The sequence below is a fragment of the Cupriavidus oxalaticus genome (assembly GCF_004768545.1).
Taxonomy (GTDB): Bacteria; Pseudomonadota; Gammaproteobacteria; order Burkholderiales; family Burkholderiaceae; genus Cupriavidus; species Cupriavidus oxalaticus_A.
Window position 1 is genome coordinate 745,160 of record NZ_CP038634.1, and the last position, 14,407, is coordinate 759,566.

Genomic DNA, 14,407 nt, shown 5'->3' on the forward strand with positions numbered 1-14,407 from the left:
GGGGAGCAAACCGGCAGTCCTGCAGGCAATGCGGATTATTTCCCGCCCTTCACCGTCGTATATGCCGTGATCAGGTTGCGGTAATCGGGGATATGGTTCGAGAACAGCGTGCCCAGTCCCTCGATATCGTTGCGCCAGTCGCGGTGCAGCTCGCAGGCCACGCCGAACCACGTCATCAGCTGCGCGCCGGCCTCCGACATGCGGCGCCACGCGGAATCGCGCGTGATTTCGTTGAAGGTGCCGGAGGCATCGGTCACGACAAAGACGTCGAAGCCTTCCTCGATCGCCGAGAGCGCCGGGAATGCCACGCACACCTCCGTGACCACGCCCGCGATCAGCAGCTGCTTCTTGCCGGTGGCGCGCACCGCCGCGACAAAGTCTTCGTTGTCCCAGGCATTGATCTGGCCCGGCCGCGGGATGAACGGCGCGTCGGGGAACATCTGCTTCAGCTCGGGCACCAGCGGACCGTTGGGGCCGTCTTCGAAGCTGGTGGTCAGGATGGTCGGCAGCTTGAAATACTTGGCCAGGTCGGCCAATGCCAGCACGTTGTTCTTGAATTTGTCGGGTTCGATATCCCGGACCAGCGACAGCAGGCCGGCCTGGTGGTCGACCATCAGGACAGCTGCCTGGCTCTTGTCCAGGCGCTTGTAGGTCTTGCTCATGGCGTGCTCCTGTGAAAACGGGCACGGCCGGAGGATTTCTCACCGGCCGCTTCCGTGGGTAAAAGCCTTGCCTGTGCGAAGAATGTCAGCGTTGGGAGTCCAGCACCTCGTGCTTCTTCTCGACGTCCTGCGCCTTCATGTAGCTCTCGATCAGCAACTGGTAGGCGGGGAAGATCTTAGTATAGACCTCGGCCCATTGCTGCGCGTCCGGGCGGTTCCAGCTCTGCTGCAACTCGGAGGCGACCGCGGCGGTATCCATCGGCACCACGCCGGCCTGGACGATGCGCGCCAGCGTGATTTCCTGCGCCATCTTGGAATAGGTGCCGGAGGCATCGACCACGGCGAACACCCTGTAGCCGTCGGCGACCGCGCTGATCGACGGGAACGCCATGCAAACGCTGGTGATGGTGCCGGCGATGATCAGCGTCTTCTTGCCGGTTTCCTTCACCGCGGCAACGAAGTCGGGGTTGTCCCACGCGTTGATCTCGCCCTTGCGCGCGACATACCGGGCATGCGGGGCGTTCTCGTGGATCTCGGGAATCAGCGGGCCGTTGGGGCCTTGCGGCACCGAGGCCGTGGTGATGACGGGCAGCTTGCACAGCGTTGCCATCCTGGCCAGCGCGGCGGCGCGCAGGCGCAGCTCGGGCATCGGCATGTCGCCCACGGTCTGGAACAGGCCGCTCTGGTGGTCGATCAGCAGCATGGCCGTATCGGCGGGATCGATTGCGGGGCGCTTGCCATTGAAATTGGCGGGGGTGGTCATCTCGCTTTCTCCTTGCACAGTGGACTGGGATACGGTGGCCGTGGCGCCGACGCCGTGGAACCGACCGTGTGGCAAGAGCATAGGTCTTGGCAGATTGCCCCGGTAGGCTTGAAAATCCGCCCTCAGCGTCCTACTGGCAGGACGACAGGAGCCGCCGTTGCATCCGGACCTCAACGACCTGTATTACTTTGCGCAGGTAGTCGACCACCAGGGCTTTGCTCCGGCGGGGCGCGAGCTAGGGATCCCCAAGTCCAAGCTGAGCCGGCGCGTGGCCATGCTGGAAGAGCGGCTGGGCGTGCGCCTGATCCAGCGCTCCACGCGCCGCTTTTCCGTGACCGAACTGGGGCAGACCTACTACGCGCATTGCAAGGCGATGCTGGTCGAGGCGGAGGCCGCCGAGAGTGTGATCGAGCGCACTCGCGCCGAACCCAGCGGCCTGGTGCGCATGACTTGCCCGGTGGCGCTGCTGCATACCCGCGTGGGCGAAATGATTGCGGATTTCATGGCCGCCAACCCTAAGGTCACGGTGCACCTGGAGGCCACCAACCGCCGCGTGGACGTGGTCGCCGAAGGCGTGGACCTGGCTATCCGCGTGCGCGTGCCGCCGCTGGACGACAGCGACCTGGTCATGCGGGTGCTGGCCGAGCGTGCCTGGTGCATCCTCGCCAGCCCCAGGCTGGTGGAGGGCCGGCCCCCGCTGCTGACGCCGGCCGACCTGAACCCGCTGTCGACGCTGGACCTGGGTCCGCCGCGCCCCACGCATGTGTGGGCGCTGCACGGCCCCGACGGCGCCAGCGCCGAACTGCACCACAAGCCCCGGCTGGTCACCGACGACATGATCATGCTGCGCACCGCCGCGGTGGCCGGCGCCGGGCTGGTGCAACTGCCGGTGATGATGGTCAGCGACGAACTGCGCGAGGGCCGCCTGGTCCGGGTGCTGCCCGGCTGGTCGATCAAGGGCGGCGTGATCCACGCGGTGTTCCCGTCGCGGCGGGGGCTGCTTCCCTCAGTGCGCGAGCTGATCGATTTCCTGTCGCAGCGGTTCGCGCAGATCAGCGAAACCTGAGCGTCTGGCAGGGCGCGCGCCACGTGCGCTGTCCGGCATGCGGGAACGGCCCGCGCCAGAAGTGGTATCATTCGGTTTCGTTCGCACGGATCGGCAACGCCCGACGCCAGTGCGCCCGCCGCAGGACCATCCCACAAAAAGTACATCGGCGGTGGCCGGGCCCGATCCCGGCATTCCCAGGGCGGCAACGCCCCTCACCCTATCCGACCGGCGGCACGCCCGCTCCGCAACCGGTGCGCCCCTCGCAGCGCACCGGTTGCGCAGGCATGGTCCACTCCCGCCAGACTCCCTGCCTGCGCCGCGCGCGGGCCCCGACGCTGGCCTACAGCAACGGCGAACGGTCGCCAATCCTGCGCCGCCTGCATCGGACCGATGCACCGCGCCGCGCGCGGCCGCGCCTCTTGAACGGACAACACATTGAAGCCACACAACCACCACCACAACCAACGCCTCGACAACCGACTCAGCCAGGACCCGTACACCGTTTCGGTTTATCCGATCCAGCAGGAACCCGGCCTCTGGTTCGCGACCTACATGATTGCCGAATACCGCAACGGCGCCGAGCGCATCGTCGCCAACGTGGCCATGCGCCACGACACGCACCGCACCGAAGCCCGTGCGTGCCTGGCCGCGCGGCGTGCCGGGGAACGCGCCGCGGCGCGGCTGCGCCTGCGGTAACCACCGATCTTCCGGCCTACGGGCCGTCACAACGGCGTGCGCCATCCCGGCGCCGCTCTCGCAAGGAGCCTCTTTGGCAAAAGAAGAACTGGTGGAATTTGGCGGCAAGGTATCCGAGGTGCTGCCGGACAATCGCTTCCGCGTCGTGCTGGAAAACGGGTTCGAGGTCTGGGCCTATTCGTCCGGCCGCCTGAAGAAGAACCGCATCCGCGTGCTGGCCGGCGACCGCGTCACGCTGGAAATGTCGCCGTACGACCTGACCAAGGGACGCATCAACTATCGACACAAGTCGTAGGCCGCGTTTTCCGCCATGGCATGTGCCGCACCGGCGCATGCCACCCCAACACGTCATTTCATCGCATAGGAGAACCGACCATGTCGACCATCGAAGAATGGGAAGCCCTGCACCTGACGCCGGAAGGCTGGCAGGCAGGCACCTACCGGCACTCACCGTGGCAGGAGGTACAGATCGCGCCGCCGGCCGCCGGCGTACTGACGGTCAGGCGCCACGTGACCGCGACCTATTGCGGCCCGTCGCGCGCGGTGGAAGACCGCACGCCCGAAATCGCCGACATGGCGCTGATCGAAGCGCTGCTGGAGCGCCACGGCGCCCCGGTGTTCAAGATCTGACAGGAATCGCGCCGTGTTGCCGCGTGCCGGCACGAGCGGCCTGAGCGCCCCTGAGCGTCGCCTCAGCCCACTACGCGCACATGCGGCCGTCCGGCCCGGACGCCGCTGCCGACCGGCCTCAGTTCGCCGTCCCACGGCGCAGCGCCGAGGTCCAGCACATAGTCGCCTTCCCGCGCCTTGTCATGCAGCTGGTCGCGTACCACCTGGCCGATGGCCAGCCGGCACAGCGCTTCGCCGCTGGCGCCAAGCTGGTCCGGCAATGCATCGGCTTCGGCCAGCACGGCGAATGCGCGCCGCCCGACCCCGACAAAGCTGGTGAAAAGCACACCGGTGGGCCGCTGCGCATCGATGAAGCAGACCGCAACGTGGTAGGTGATGCCCTTGCCCTCGCCGGGCAACGTGCACAGAAAACCGGATGATCCCGAACGTATGTCCATGTACGAATTCCCTGCTGGCTGACGGATGCTGCCGCGCACGCTGGCGCCGGCGGCATCGTGCCGCGTTGATGCGGAGGAGTATTCTTATTGCGCCATGACCAGCGACACCCCAGGCACCGTGCCGTTGATGATGTCCTCGGCATAGCGCAGTGCACCGCGGCGCGCGCCGCCCACGTTGTCCCAGGGGGCGGCATCCAGGCGGAACGTGCGTGCCTGCGCGCTTTCAGGCGATTCGCCGGCGAGGCAGATAACCACCGCGGCATCGAAGGAGCGGTCGGGCCTGGGCTCCGGCCACACCCGCGCGACGGCATGCTTGTACACCAGGGGATAGACGTCGTATCCCTTGTAAGTCGCAGCTGGATAAACATCCATGTCGGCCTCCGGCGGTTGGTGGTGTTCCCCTCACTCTACGCCTGTTGCAACGTCAAGAGTGGCTTTATTTCATGCCGGTACAAGATAGCGCCACACAAAACAAAAAAGCTCCGCGCTGGCGGAGCTTCTTGACTGAACCGGCGCCGAGGCGCTCAGTGCAATGGCAGTCGTTCAGACTCAGATCGGCTCGATCTTGGTCGCGGCCGGGCCCTTCTGGCCAACGCCGGCGACGTAGCGAACCTTCTGGCCTTCTTGCAGCGACTTGAAACCGCTGCCCTGGATTTCGGAGAAGTGCGCGAACAGGTCGTTGCCGCCTGCTTCAGGCGTAATGAAGCCAAAACCCTTCGAATCGTTGAACCACTTAACGGTACCGGTTTCCATGCTGGATTCCTCAAAAAGTATTTCCTGCCTGGCAAAAGCGCCGGCAAGGCATGACGATCAAGGAAGTAACTTGGAGAGAAAGTGGCGCCGTGTGGGCAAGCACCTGGACTTCGAGATTGCTGCTTGAAAGACCTGCATCCACCCTTATACAGGTGCCGCTACCCAGGGTCAATGCACTTCGGCAGATCGGCAGGAAATTGCGGCAATAAGCGCCGCATGCGCTGGCTGCGGGCCGCGCTGTCCGTGCATGCTACAGTGCCGCATCGAACGGACAAGAACGGATGACACTCTGCACTGCCTGCCAGGCCATCGAACGCCACCGCCGCGGCGCCCCCGGGCACGCCGCGCTGCGCATTACCGATACCCAACGTATCAAGCCGCCCGGGTCAGCCGCGATCACCATCAGCACCTTTGTGTGCCAGGACTGCGGCGCGCGCTGGACTTACCGCGACCAGAAAAAGGGCACGGAACAAGGCTGGGAAGTACAACAGGACACTTAGCCCGGAAAAGAAAAAACCCCGGGGACCTCGTCCCCGGGGTTGCGGCGCTGCTCCGGCCCGTCATGCGGGCCGGCATCCATCAGGCCGTGACCGACGCCAGCGCGGCGTTCAGCGTCTGGCTCGGGCGCATCGCTGCGCTGAGCTTGGCTGCGTCCGGCTGGTAGTAGCCACCGATGTCGACCGGCTTGCCTTGCACCGCGGCCAGCTCGGCCACGATGTTCTGCTCGTTGTCGGTCAGCGTCTTGGCCAGCGGCGCGAACTTGGCGGCCAGTTCCGCGTCGTCCGACTGGGCGGCCAGTTCCTGGGCCCAGTACATCGCCAGGTAGAACTGGCTGCCGCGGTTGTCCAGCTGGCCAGTCTTGGGCGACGGGCTCTTGTTGTTGTCGAGCAGCTTGCCGGTGGCGGCATCCAGCGTCTTGGCCAGGATCTTGGCGCGGGAATTGCCGGTCTTGATGCCGACGTCTTCCAGCGACACCGCCAGCGCCAGGAACTCGCCCAGCGAATCCCAGCGCAGGTGGTTCTCTTCCACCAGCTGCTTGACGTGCTTCGGAGCCGAGCCGCCGGCGCCGGTTTCATACATGCCGCCGCCGGCCATCAGCGGAACGATCGACAGCATCTTGGCGCTGGTGCCCAGTTCCATGATCGGGAACAGGTCGGTCAGGTAGTCGCGCAGGATGTTGCCGGTCACCGAGATGGTGTCCAGGCCGCGGATCACGCGCTCCAGCGTGTAGCGCATGGCGCGCACCTGCGACATGATCTGGATGTCCAGGCCGTTGGTGTCGTAGTCCTTCAGGTAGGCCTCGACCTTCTTGATCAGCTCGGCCTCGTGCGGACGGTACGGGTCCAGCCAGAACACGGCCGGCATGCCCGAGTTGCGCGCGCGCGTGACGGCCAGCTTGACCCAGTCGCGGATCGGCGCGTCCTTGACCTGGCACATGCGCCAGATGTCGCCCTGCTCGACGTTCTGCGTCAGCAGCACTTCATTGGTGGCCAGGTCGACGATATTGGCAACGCCGTCTTCGGTGATCTCGAAGGTCTTGTCGTGCGAGCCGTATTCCTCGGCCTTCTGCGCCATCAGGCCGACGTTCGGCACCGTGCCCATGGTGGTCGGGTCGAAGTTGCCGTTGGTCTTGCAGAAGTTGATGATCTCCTGATAGATCCGGGCAAAGGTGCTTTCCGGGATCACGGCCTTGGTGTCCTTCGGACGGCCGTCGGCACCCCACATCTTGCCGCCGATGCGGATCATGGCCGGCATCGAGGCATCGACGATCACGTCGTTCGGCGCGTGCAGGTTCGAGATGCCCTTGGCCGAATCCACCATCGCCAGTTCCGGGCGATGCTCGTGGCAGGCGTGCAGGTCGCGGATGATCTCTTCGCGCTTGGAGCTGGGCAGCGACTCGATCTTCTCGTACAGGTTGACCAGGCCGTTGTTGACGTTCACGCCCAGTTCGTCGAACAGCGCGCCATGCTTGGCGAAGGCTTCCTTGTAGAAGATCTTGACGGCGTGGCCGAACACGATCGGGTGCGACACCTTCATCATGGTCGCCTTGACGTGCAGCGACAGCATCACGCCGGTGGCGCGGGCGTCTTCGAACTGCTCTTCATAGAAGGCGCACAGGGCCTTCTTGCTCATGAACATGCTGTCGATGATCTCGCCGTCCTGCAGCGAGACCTTGGGCTTGAGCACGATGGTCTTGCCGCTCTTGGTGATCAGCTCCATCTTGACGTCGCGGGCCTTGTCCAGCGTCAGCGACTTTTCGCCATGGTAGAAGTCGCCGTGCTTCATGTGGGCCACGTGCGTGCGCGAGGCCATGCTCCACTCGCCCATGCTGTGCGGGTGCTTGCGCGCGTAGTTCTTGACCGCGGCCGGGGCGCGGCGGTCGGAGTTGCCTTCGCGCAGGACCGGGTTCACGGCCGAGCCCAGGCACTTGGAATAGCGCTTCTGGATGGCCTTCTCTTCGTCGGTCTTCGGGTCTTCCGGATAGTCCGGCACCTTGTAGCCCTTGCCCTGCAGCTCGCGGATGGCGCTGACCAGCTGGTGCACCGAGGCGCTGATGTTGGGCAGCTTGATGATGTTGGTGTCCGGCTGCTGCGTCAGCTTGCCCAGCTCGGCCAGGTTGTCCGGCACGCGCTGTGCTTCGGTCAGGAATTCGGGGAACTCGCCCAGGATACGGGCGGCCACCGAGATGTCGCTGGTGGTGACGTTGATGCCGGCCGGCTTGGTGAAGGTCTGGATAATCGGGAGGAACGCACTGGTCGCCAGCAGCGGAGCTTCGTCGGTCAGCGTGTAGATGATGGTGGGTTGCTGGGTACTCATTGCTTCTCTCAGATCCTCTATCGGTGGGTGGGACTTCTGCCTGCCGGGTCACGGCCAGGGCGACAAACTAGGCGAAAGATGGAATTTTGCCTCAGTTTGCTTTCAGTAGTCTGAAAACCAGCGCATTTTGCGCGGCAATCGGGCAGAAAATCAGGCCGGCGCCGGTCCGGTGGCGCCTGGTTTCGCCCGTTGCACCCGAACGGTGCCAGCCCGGCGCCCGAATTGACATTTCGGGACAAGCTGGGGTCAGGCCACCGATGCCCCAGGTGCGCCCGACGGATCACAGAGTTGTCAAACTTGGCGCCGACAATGTCGTCTTTTGTCCTCTCAACGCCAAGGAACCGATCATGTCCCGACCTTTGCCTGTCCTGCCGCTGGCCCGGCTCGCCGTGGCCGCAGCGCTGCTGGGCGCCCTGCCGGCGTGGGCCGATGCGCCCGAAGCCTTCCCCGCCACGCTCGCCGGCCATGCGGTGCTGCCCGCGCAAACCCTGCTGGCGGCGCCCAAGGACGCCCCGGCGGATTTGCAGGTCAGCGGCAAGTTCACCACCGCGCAGCGCACCGAGGCGCCGGGCTCGATCGAAGGCAAGTCCAGCGGCCGGCCGACCGGCGTCTCGCTGCCGTTCCGCGGCCAGCCGGCCCAGGGGCACTCCGGCATCAAGCGCATGGCCGACGGCAGCTTCTGGCTGCTGACCGACAACGGCGCGGGCGCCAAGGCCAACTCGCCTGACTTCATGCTGTACCTGAACCAGTACAAGGTGGATTTCGGCACCGGCCAGTTCCGGCGGCTGAAGACGATCTTCCTGCACGATCCGGACAAGAAGGTACCATTCCGCATCGTCCACGAGGGCACGAAGCAGCGCTACCTGACCGGCTCGGACTTCGACACCGAGAGCTTCCAGTTCGCGGGCGGCGCCATCTGGATCGGCGACGAGTTCGGTCCGTTCCTGATCAAGGCCGACATGAGCGGCAAGGTGCTGGCGGTGTTCGAAACCATGGCCGACGGCAAGCTGGTGCGCTCGCCCGACCATCCGGCGGTGACCACGCCCGGCGCGCCGGACGCCGGCATCAAGTTCCAGGTAAAGCGCTCGAAGGGCTTCGAGGGCATGGCATCGTCGCCCGACGGCAGCAAGCTGTATGCGCTGCTGGAAGGCGCCCTGTGGAACGAGGACGCCAGGGCCTATGAGAGCGAGGGCGGCAAGCCGTACCTGCGCGTGCTGGAATTCGACGTGAAGCAGCAGGCCTGGACCGGCCGCCACTGGAAGTACGTGCTGGAAGGCGCCAGCCACGCCATCGGTGACTTCAACATGATCGACGCCAGCCACGGCCTGATCATCGAGCGCGACAACGGCGAGGGCACGCCGGACAAGGCCTGCCCGGCGGGGCAGAAGCGGCCGGATTGCTTCGACGATGTGGCGAAGTTCAAGCGGGTCTACAAGGTCGAGCTGACCGACGCCAATGCCGGCGGACCGGTGCGCAAGGTCGGCTACATCGACATGCTGCGCATTGCCGATCCGCGCAAGCTGGCGCGCAAGCCGCTGACCGATGGCGTGCTGGCGTTCCCGTTCTTTACCATCGAGAACGTCGAGTTGGTCGATGCCACGCATATCGTGGTCGGCAACGACAACAACCTGCCCTTCAGCAGCAGCCGCGAACCGAATCGCGCGGATGACAATGAGCTGGTGTTGCTGGAGGTGGGGGAGTTTTTGAAGGCGCGGTAAGGCCAGCGCCGGGGGGGAGTGCTCCCCTCTCCCCCGCCCCCCTCCCAGGGGGAGAGGGGGGAAAACCAGCGGATCACCGTCAGGCCACCAGCCTGAACGTCGCCACCGCCTCCTTCAACCGCTGCGCCTGCTCCTCCAGCGAACCCGCCGCCGCAGCCGCCTCTTCCACCAGCGCCGCGTTCTGCTGCGTCACCGTGTCCATCTGCGTCACGGCCTGGTTCACCTGCTCGATCCCCGAACTCTGCTCGGCCGACGCCGCGCTGATCTCGCCCATGATGTCGGTCACGCGCTTGACCGCCGCGACGATCTCTTCCATGGTCTGGCCCGACTGCGTCACCAGCATGGAGCCCTTCTCGACGCGATCCACCGAATCCCCGATCAGCGCCTTGATCTCCTTGGCCGCGGTCGCGCTGCGCTGCGCCAGGCTGCGCACTTCGCCCGCCACCACGGCAAAGCCGCGGCCCTGCTCCCCGGCACGCGCCGCTTCCACCGCCGCGTTCAGCGCCAGGATATTGGTCTGGAAGGCAATGCCTTCGATCACGGCGATGATGTCGACCACCTTCTTCGACGCGCCGTTGATCTCTTCCATGGTCTCGGCCACCTTGCCCGCGACTGCGCCGCCCTTCTCGGCGATATCCGAGGCATTGACCGCCAGCGTGCTCGCCTGGCGCGCATTGTCCGCGTTCTGGCGCACAATGCTGGTCAGTTCTTCCATGCTGGCCGCGGTCTGCTGCAGCGACGAAGCCTGCTCCTCGGTGCGCTGCGACAGGTCGGTGTTGCCGGCCGCGATCTGGCTGGTGCCCGACACGATCGACTCGGTGCCCGCGCGCACCTGGCGCACGATGCGCAGGATATTGGCGTTCATGTCGGCCAATGCCTGCAGCAACTGGCCGGTCTCGTCGCGGCTGTCGACGTCGATGCGGCTGGTGAGGTCGCCGGAAGCCACGGTGCGGGCCACCGCCACGGCGCGGTGCAGCGGGCGCGTGATGCCGCTGGTCAGCCACACCGAGAATGCGATGCCGATCGCCAGCACCACCACGCCCAGCCCGATCAGGCTGTTGCGCGCGTTGACGTAGATATCGTTGATCTCGCGCGCGGTGGCGTCGATGCTGGTGCGCTGGATGTCGAGCAGCTTCTGGATCTCGGCCAGGTAGGCGTCGCCGGCGGGGACGAATTCCTTCTCCAGCACCTGGTTGGCCTCTTCGGTCAGGCCTTCCTGCTTGAGTTTGGTGATCTTGTCGCGGCCGTTGTTATACGGGTCGCGCACGCTCAGGATCTTCTGGAACGCTGCCTTTTCCTGCTCGGAGCTGAGCATCGGCTGCAGCTTGTCGCGCAGCTGCGCGATGCCTTCGATCGACGCCTTGGTCTCGGCGGCAAAGAACTGGCCCAGCGAAGGGTCGGCGCTGCGCGCCACCGCGGTGGTGCGGCGCACGCTGGTGTGCATGAGCCGGTACCAGTCGCTGACCAGCCGCTCCTTGGTCAGCGGCTGCTGCATCATCGCGTGGGTGCGCTCTGCCACCTGCTGCAGGCGCATCATGCCGAATACCGTCATGAGCGCCGACAGCAGCAATACCACCCCAAAACCGATGCCGAGGCGGACCCCGATTCCTAGATTCTTCATGTCTTCTACCTGATTAGGACTGGTTACGGCGAAGTGCCGGCGCCCGGTGGGCGCTGCGTTCTCCGCTCTTGTCGTCCGCGGGCGGGCCCGACGGGCCGGCGCAGGCGCGGGCTATGGATGGCAACGGCATGGGGGACCGAAACTTTAGGGTCTTCCTCGATTGACGGCTAGAAGTGTGCGGATTCCGGCTATAGTGGAGTGAAATCCGGCGCAGGGCCGTCCCGCGGCCCGCTCCACCCCTGCTCACACTTCCCCCACCAGGAGATCCAGCATGGCCACGCCTCCCAATCCTTTTGCCGATTTCACCAAGCTGATGGAACAGTTCCGCGTGCCGGGCCTCGACATGAACGCCGTGATCGAGGCGCGCCGCAAGGATATCGAGGCCCTGACCGAGGCCAACAAGCTGGCCTACGAGGGCATGCAGGCCGTGATGCAAAAGCAGCAGGAAATCTTCATGCAGACCATGCAGCAACTGCAGGCCGCGGCGCAGCAGTACGGCACCACGGGCAATCCGGCCGAGGCCATGGCCAAGCATGGCGAGCTGGTGCAGCAGGCGCTGCAGCGGGCGTTCGAAAACATGCGCGAGCTGGCCGAGACCGCGCAGAAGGCGCAGGCCGAGGCGCTGACCGTGATCGGCAAGCGCGCCGAGCAGAACGTCAAGGAGGCCGGCGCACTGTTCCAGCAGCCCGGGAAAAAGGGCTAGCGGCCGGCCCTGGTATCGGACGGCCCACTATCCCAGAGCCTGGCTCCGGTGGGCCTCCGTCGTGCCGACGGCCGGCATTGCACCGGCCGCGTCCGGGTCAGATCGTCAGATCACCCCTTGCGCCAGCATGGCATCCGCCACCTTGACGAAGCCGGCAATGTTCGCCCCTTCCACGTAGTTGATATACCCACCCGCCTTCTGCCCGTGGTGGATGCAGTTCTGGTGGATGTCCTTCATGATCGCGTGCAGCTTCTCGTCGACCTCGGCGTGGTGCCACGACAGGCGCATCGCGTTCTGCGACATCTCCAGGCCGGAGGTCGCCACGCCGCCGGCGTTGCTGGCCTTGCCCGGCGCGTAGAGGATCTTCGCGTCGACGAAGCGGTCCACCGCTTCCAGCGTCGACGGCATGTTGGCGCCTTCGGCCACGCAGATCACGCCGTTGCCGAGCAGGGTTTCGGCATCGTTGCCGTCGAGCTCGTTCTGCGTTGCGCACGGCAGCGCGACGTCGGCGGGCACGTGCCACGGGGTGCGGCCGGCTTCGAAGCGCATGCCGTGGCGGTCGGCAAAGTCGAGCAGGCGGCCGCGCTCTTCGTTCTTGAAGGCCATGACTTCGGCCAGCTGCGCCGTGGTCATGCCTTGCGGGTAGTGCAGCACACCGCCGGAGTCTGACAGGGTCAGCACCTTGGCGCCCAGCTCGATCGCCTTCTCGGCAGCGTATTGCGCCACGTTGCCCGAGCCGGAGATCAGCACGCGCAGGCCGTCGAACTCGCGGCCGCGGCGGTGCAGCATCTCCTGGGCGAAGTAGACGGTGCCGTAGCCGGTCGCTTCCGGGCGCATCAGGCTGCCGCCGTAGGCCAGGCCCTTGCCGGTAAAGACGCAGGCGGACTGGTTCGACAGCTTCTTCATCATGCCGGCCATGAAGCCGACTTCACGCGCGCCCACGCCGATGTCGCCGGCCGGGATATCGGTGTCGGGGCCGAGGTGGCGGTACAGCTCGGTCACCAGCGCCTGGCAGAAGCGCATCACTTCGCCGTCGGACTTGCCCTTGGGATCGAAGTCCGAGCCGCCCTTGCCGCCGCCCATGGGCAGCGTGGTGAGCGCGTTCTTGAAGGTCTGCTCGAAGCCCAGGAACTTCAGCACCGACAGGTTCACGGTCGGGTGGAAGCGCATGCCGCCCTTGTACGGGCCGATCGCCGAGCTGTGCTGGACGCGGAAGGCGCGGTTGACCTGCACCTGGTTGCGGTCATCGGTCCAGGCCACGCGGAACTGGATCACGCGCTCGGGCTCGACCAGGCGCTCGAGCAGGGCCTGGTCGGCGTAGCGCGGATTGCGCTCGACGAACGGCCAGAGCGTCATCATCACTTCCTTCACGGCCTGGAGGAATTCAGGTTGATTGGGGTCGCGGCGGGCGACCCCCGCCAGGAATGCGTCGAGGGAAGGAACGTTCACGATGTCTCTGCTGTGCTGGTGCTGTGTCTGGTCTGACGGCCCTGCCGGCTGGTGCCGGTCTCTGGAGCCGTTTGGCGTTGCGCCGGGGGGAAGGTGGGTGGCCTCCAATTGTCCAGACATTGACGGCATGCCGTGCCTGTCTGGCAACCCGAAACTGTAGCACCAGCATGGGGCATGTGGCAGTCAAAACACCTGTGACTGCCACGTGAAGGCTACATTTTGGTGCGAACAGCGGGGCTTTTCGTTCGATCAGCGCACAGATGCGATCGAAAAACGACTTGCCGCGCGGCTAGGCAATTAGCAGCTTGGCGCCGCGCTCCTTCAGCGCCGCCCCGATTTCCGGCTCGGGCGCCATGTCCGTGATCAGCCAGGCAGCCAGGTCGAAGTGCTTGATCGTCACGCCGGTGTTGCGGCCGAACTTGGTGTAGTCGGCTACCACGCATGGGGTGTCGGCAGCCATCAGCATGCGGCTGCGCAGTTCGGCCGCGGCGCGCGAGAAGTCGCAGATCTCGCCGCGGGGCGTGACGCCGCCGATGCCGATAAAGGCAAAGTCGGTGTGGTAGCGCGACAGCTGCTCGATGGTGTCCCAGCCGTGGGTCGCGTCTTCATTGTCCTGCAGCTCGCCACCAAGCACGATCACGCGGTTGCCGTTGCGCCGGCCCAGCAGCTGGGCGATGGCAAGGTCGTTGGTGTAGACCAGCAGGTTGTGGTGGCCGTGCAGCGCCTGCGCCACCGCATGGGTGGTGGTGCCATAGTCCAGGATCAGCGATGCACCGTCGCGCACCAGTTCCGCGGCGCGCACGCCGATGGCGCGCTTGCCTTCGGCATTGACCGCGGCGCGGGCCTGGGTGTCGGGCTCGGTGCGGTCCGAGGCCAGCGCGCCGCCGTGGGTCAGCACCAGCAGGCCGCGGCCGGCGAGCGTGTTCAGGTCGCGCCGGATGGTCTCGCGCGAGACGTCGAGCTCGGCCACCAGCTCGCTGATGGCCAGGGCGCCGGTGGCGGAGAGCTGGTCGAGGATGTATTTCTGCCGTTGTTCGGCGAGCACGGGGACTCCGGGAGCGTGTTTAGCTGAGCGGTGATTCTAGCGCGGGTGTGATTGGCATGGTGGCA

Annotated in this window: 16 protein-coding genes; 7 read left to right on the top strand and 9 right to left on the bottom strand. The window is 65.7% G+C overall.

Translation table 11 applies throughout. The annotated features are described in order from the left end of the window. Positions 1–35 precede the first annotated feature (35 nt). Together ycaC and E0W60_RS03210 are read right to left on the bottom strand one after the other, a co-directional pair. Complete coding sequence (ycaC, locus tag E0W60_RS03205) at positions 36–662, bottom strand: isochorismate family cysteine hydrolase YcaC (protein ID WP_135702999.1); 627 nt, start codon at positions 660–662, stop codon at positions 36–38. A gap of 85 nt (positions 663–747) precedes the next feature. Next, positions 748–1,425, bottom strand: a complete 678-nt coding sequence (locus E0W60_RS03210; RefSeq protein WP_135703000.1) for an isochorismatase family protein — start codon at positions 1,423–1,425, stop codon at positions 748–750. Positions 1,426–1,582: 157 nt separating this feature from the next. Between E0W60_RS03210 and E0W60_RS03215 the strand changes: the two genes are divergently transcribed. The 4 genes from E0W60_RS03215 (at position 1,583) to E0W60_RS03230 (ending at position 3,799) form a co-directional block, all read left to right on the top strand. Beyond that, positions 1,583–2,491, top strand: a complete 909-nt coding sequence (locus E0W60_RS03215) for a LysR family transcriptional regulator (RefSeq protein ID WP_135703001.1) — start codon at positions 1,583–1,585, stop codon at positions 2,489–2,491. A gap of 417 nt (positions 2,492–2,908) precedes the next feature. Continuing rightward, complete coding sequence (locus E0W60_RS03220) at positions 2,909–3,169, top strand: isochorismatase (RefSeq protein ID WP_135703002.1); 261 nt, start codon at positions 2,909–2,911, stop codon at positions 3,167–3,169. A 73-nt stretch (positions 3,170–3,242) separates the two neighbouring features. Beyond that, positions 3,243–3,464 carry a translation initiation factor IF-1 gene (gene infA, locus E0W60_RS03225; protein WP_133094266.1) on the top strand — a complete coding sequence of 74 codons (222 nt, stop codon included), beginning with the start codon at positions 3,243–3,245 and terminating at the stop codon, positions 3,462–3,464. Between the two features lie 80 nt (positions 3,465–3,544). Next, on the top strand, positions 3,545–3,799 hold the full coding sequence (locus E0W60_RS03230; RefSeq protein ID WP_135703003.1) for a translation initiation factor 1: 255 nt from the start codon (positions 3,545–3,547) through the stop codon (positions 3,797–3,799). A 62-nt stretch (positions 3,800–3,861) separates the two neighbouring features. Here the strand turns inward: E0W60_RS03230 and E0W60_RS03235 are convergent, their stop codons facing one another. The 3 genes from E0W60_RS03235 to E0W60_RS03245 all read right to left on the bottom strand — a co-directional run bounded on the left by E0W60_RS03235 (position 3,862) and on the right by E0W60_RS03245 (position 4,989). After that, positions 3,862–4,236 carry a hypothetical protein gene (locus tag E0W60_RS03235; RefSeq protein WP_135703004.1) on the bottom strand — a complete coding sequence of 125 codons (375 nt, stop codon included), beginning with the start codon at positions 4,234–4,236 and terminating at the stop codon, positions 3,862–3,864. 84 nt (positions 4,237–4,320) lie between these two features. Continuing rightward, positions 4,321–4,608, bottom strand: a complete 288-nt coding sequence (locus E0W60_RS03240; RefSeq protein ID WP_133094263.1) for a hypothetical protein — start codon at positions 4,606–4,608, stop codon at positions 4,321–4,323. A gap of 177 nt (positions 4,609–4,785) precedes the next feature. Beyond that, a complete protein-coding gene (locus E0W60_RS03245) occupies positions 4,786–4,989 on the bottom strand; it encodes a cold-shock protein (protein WP_135703005.1) in 204 nt (67 codons plus the stop codon). Positions 4,990–5,270: 281 nt separating this feature from the next. Here E0W60_RS03245 and E0W60_RS03250 point away from each other — a divergent pair, with 281 nt between their 5' ends. Then, positions 5,271–5,489, top strand: coding sequence for a hypothetical protein (locus tag E0W60_RS03250; RefSeq protein ID WP_135703006.1), 219 nt, complete (start codon positions 5,271–5,273; stop codon positions 5,487–5,489). A gap of 79 nt (positions 5,490–5,568) precedes the next feature. Here the strand turns inward: E0W60_RS03250 and E0W60_RS03255 are convergent, their stop codons facing one another. Then, entirely contained in the window at positions 5,569–7,806 is a 2,238-nt protein-coding gene (locus E0W60_RS03255; RefSeq protein ID WP_135703007.1) for an NADP-dependent isocitrate dehydrogenase, read from the bottom strand. Positions 7,807–8,153: 347 nt separating this feature from the next. Here E0W60_RS03255 and E0W60_RS03260 point away from each other — a divergent pair, with 347 nt between their 5' ends. Then, positions 8,154–9,524 (top strand): esterase-like activity of phytase family protein, encoded by a 1,371-nt coding sequence (locus E0W60_RS03260; RefSeq protein WP_135703008.1) that lies wholly within the window; start codon positions 8,154–8,156, stop codon positions 9,522–9,524. Between the two features lie 79 nt (positions 9,525–9,603). On the opposite strand, the gene E0W60_RS03265 is transcribed toward E0W60_RS03260, so the two are convergent. Beyond that, positions 9,604–11,145, bottom strand: a complete 1,542-nt coding sequence (locus tag E0W60_RS03265; RefSeq protein WP_133094259.1) for a methyl-accepting chemotaxis protein — start codon at positions 11,143–11,145, stop codon at positions 9,604–9,606. Between the two features lie 271 nt (positions 11,146–11,416). Between E0W60_RS03265 and E0W60_RS03270 the strand changes: the two genes are divergently transcribed. Next, positions 11,417–11,848: a phasin family protein gene (locus E0W60_RS03270; RefSeq protein WP_133094258.1), complete on the top strand. Its 432-nt coding sequence runs from the start codon at positions 11,417–11,419 to the stop codon at positions 11,846–11,848. Between the two features lie 105 nt (positions 11,849–11,953). Here the strand turns inward: E0W60_RS03270 and gdhA are convergent, their stop codons facing one another. Together gdhA and E0W60_RS03280 are read right to left on the bottom strand one after the other, a co-directional pair. Further along, the gene (gdhA, locus tag E0W60_RS03275) at positions 11,954–13,297 is read right to left on the bottom strand and encodes an NADP-specific glutamate dehydrogenase (RefSeq protein ID WP_135703009.1); all 1,344 of its coding nucleotides are present in this window, start codon (positions 13,295–13,297) and stop codon (positions 11,954–11,956) included. 289 nt (positions 13,298–13,586) lie between these two features. Beyond that, positions 13,587–14,342, bottom strand: a complete 756-nt coding sequence (locus tag E0W60_RS03280) for a DeoR/GlpR family DNA-binding transcription regulator (RefSeq protein WP_133094256.1) — start codon at positions 14,340–14,342, stop codon at positions 13,587–13,589. Between the last annotated feature and the right edge of the window lie 65 nt (positions 14,343–14,407).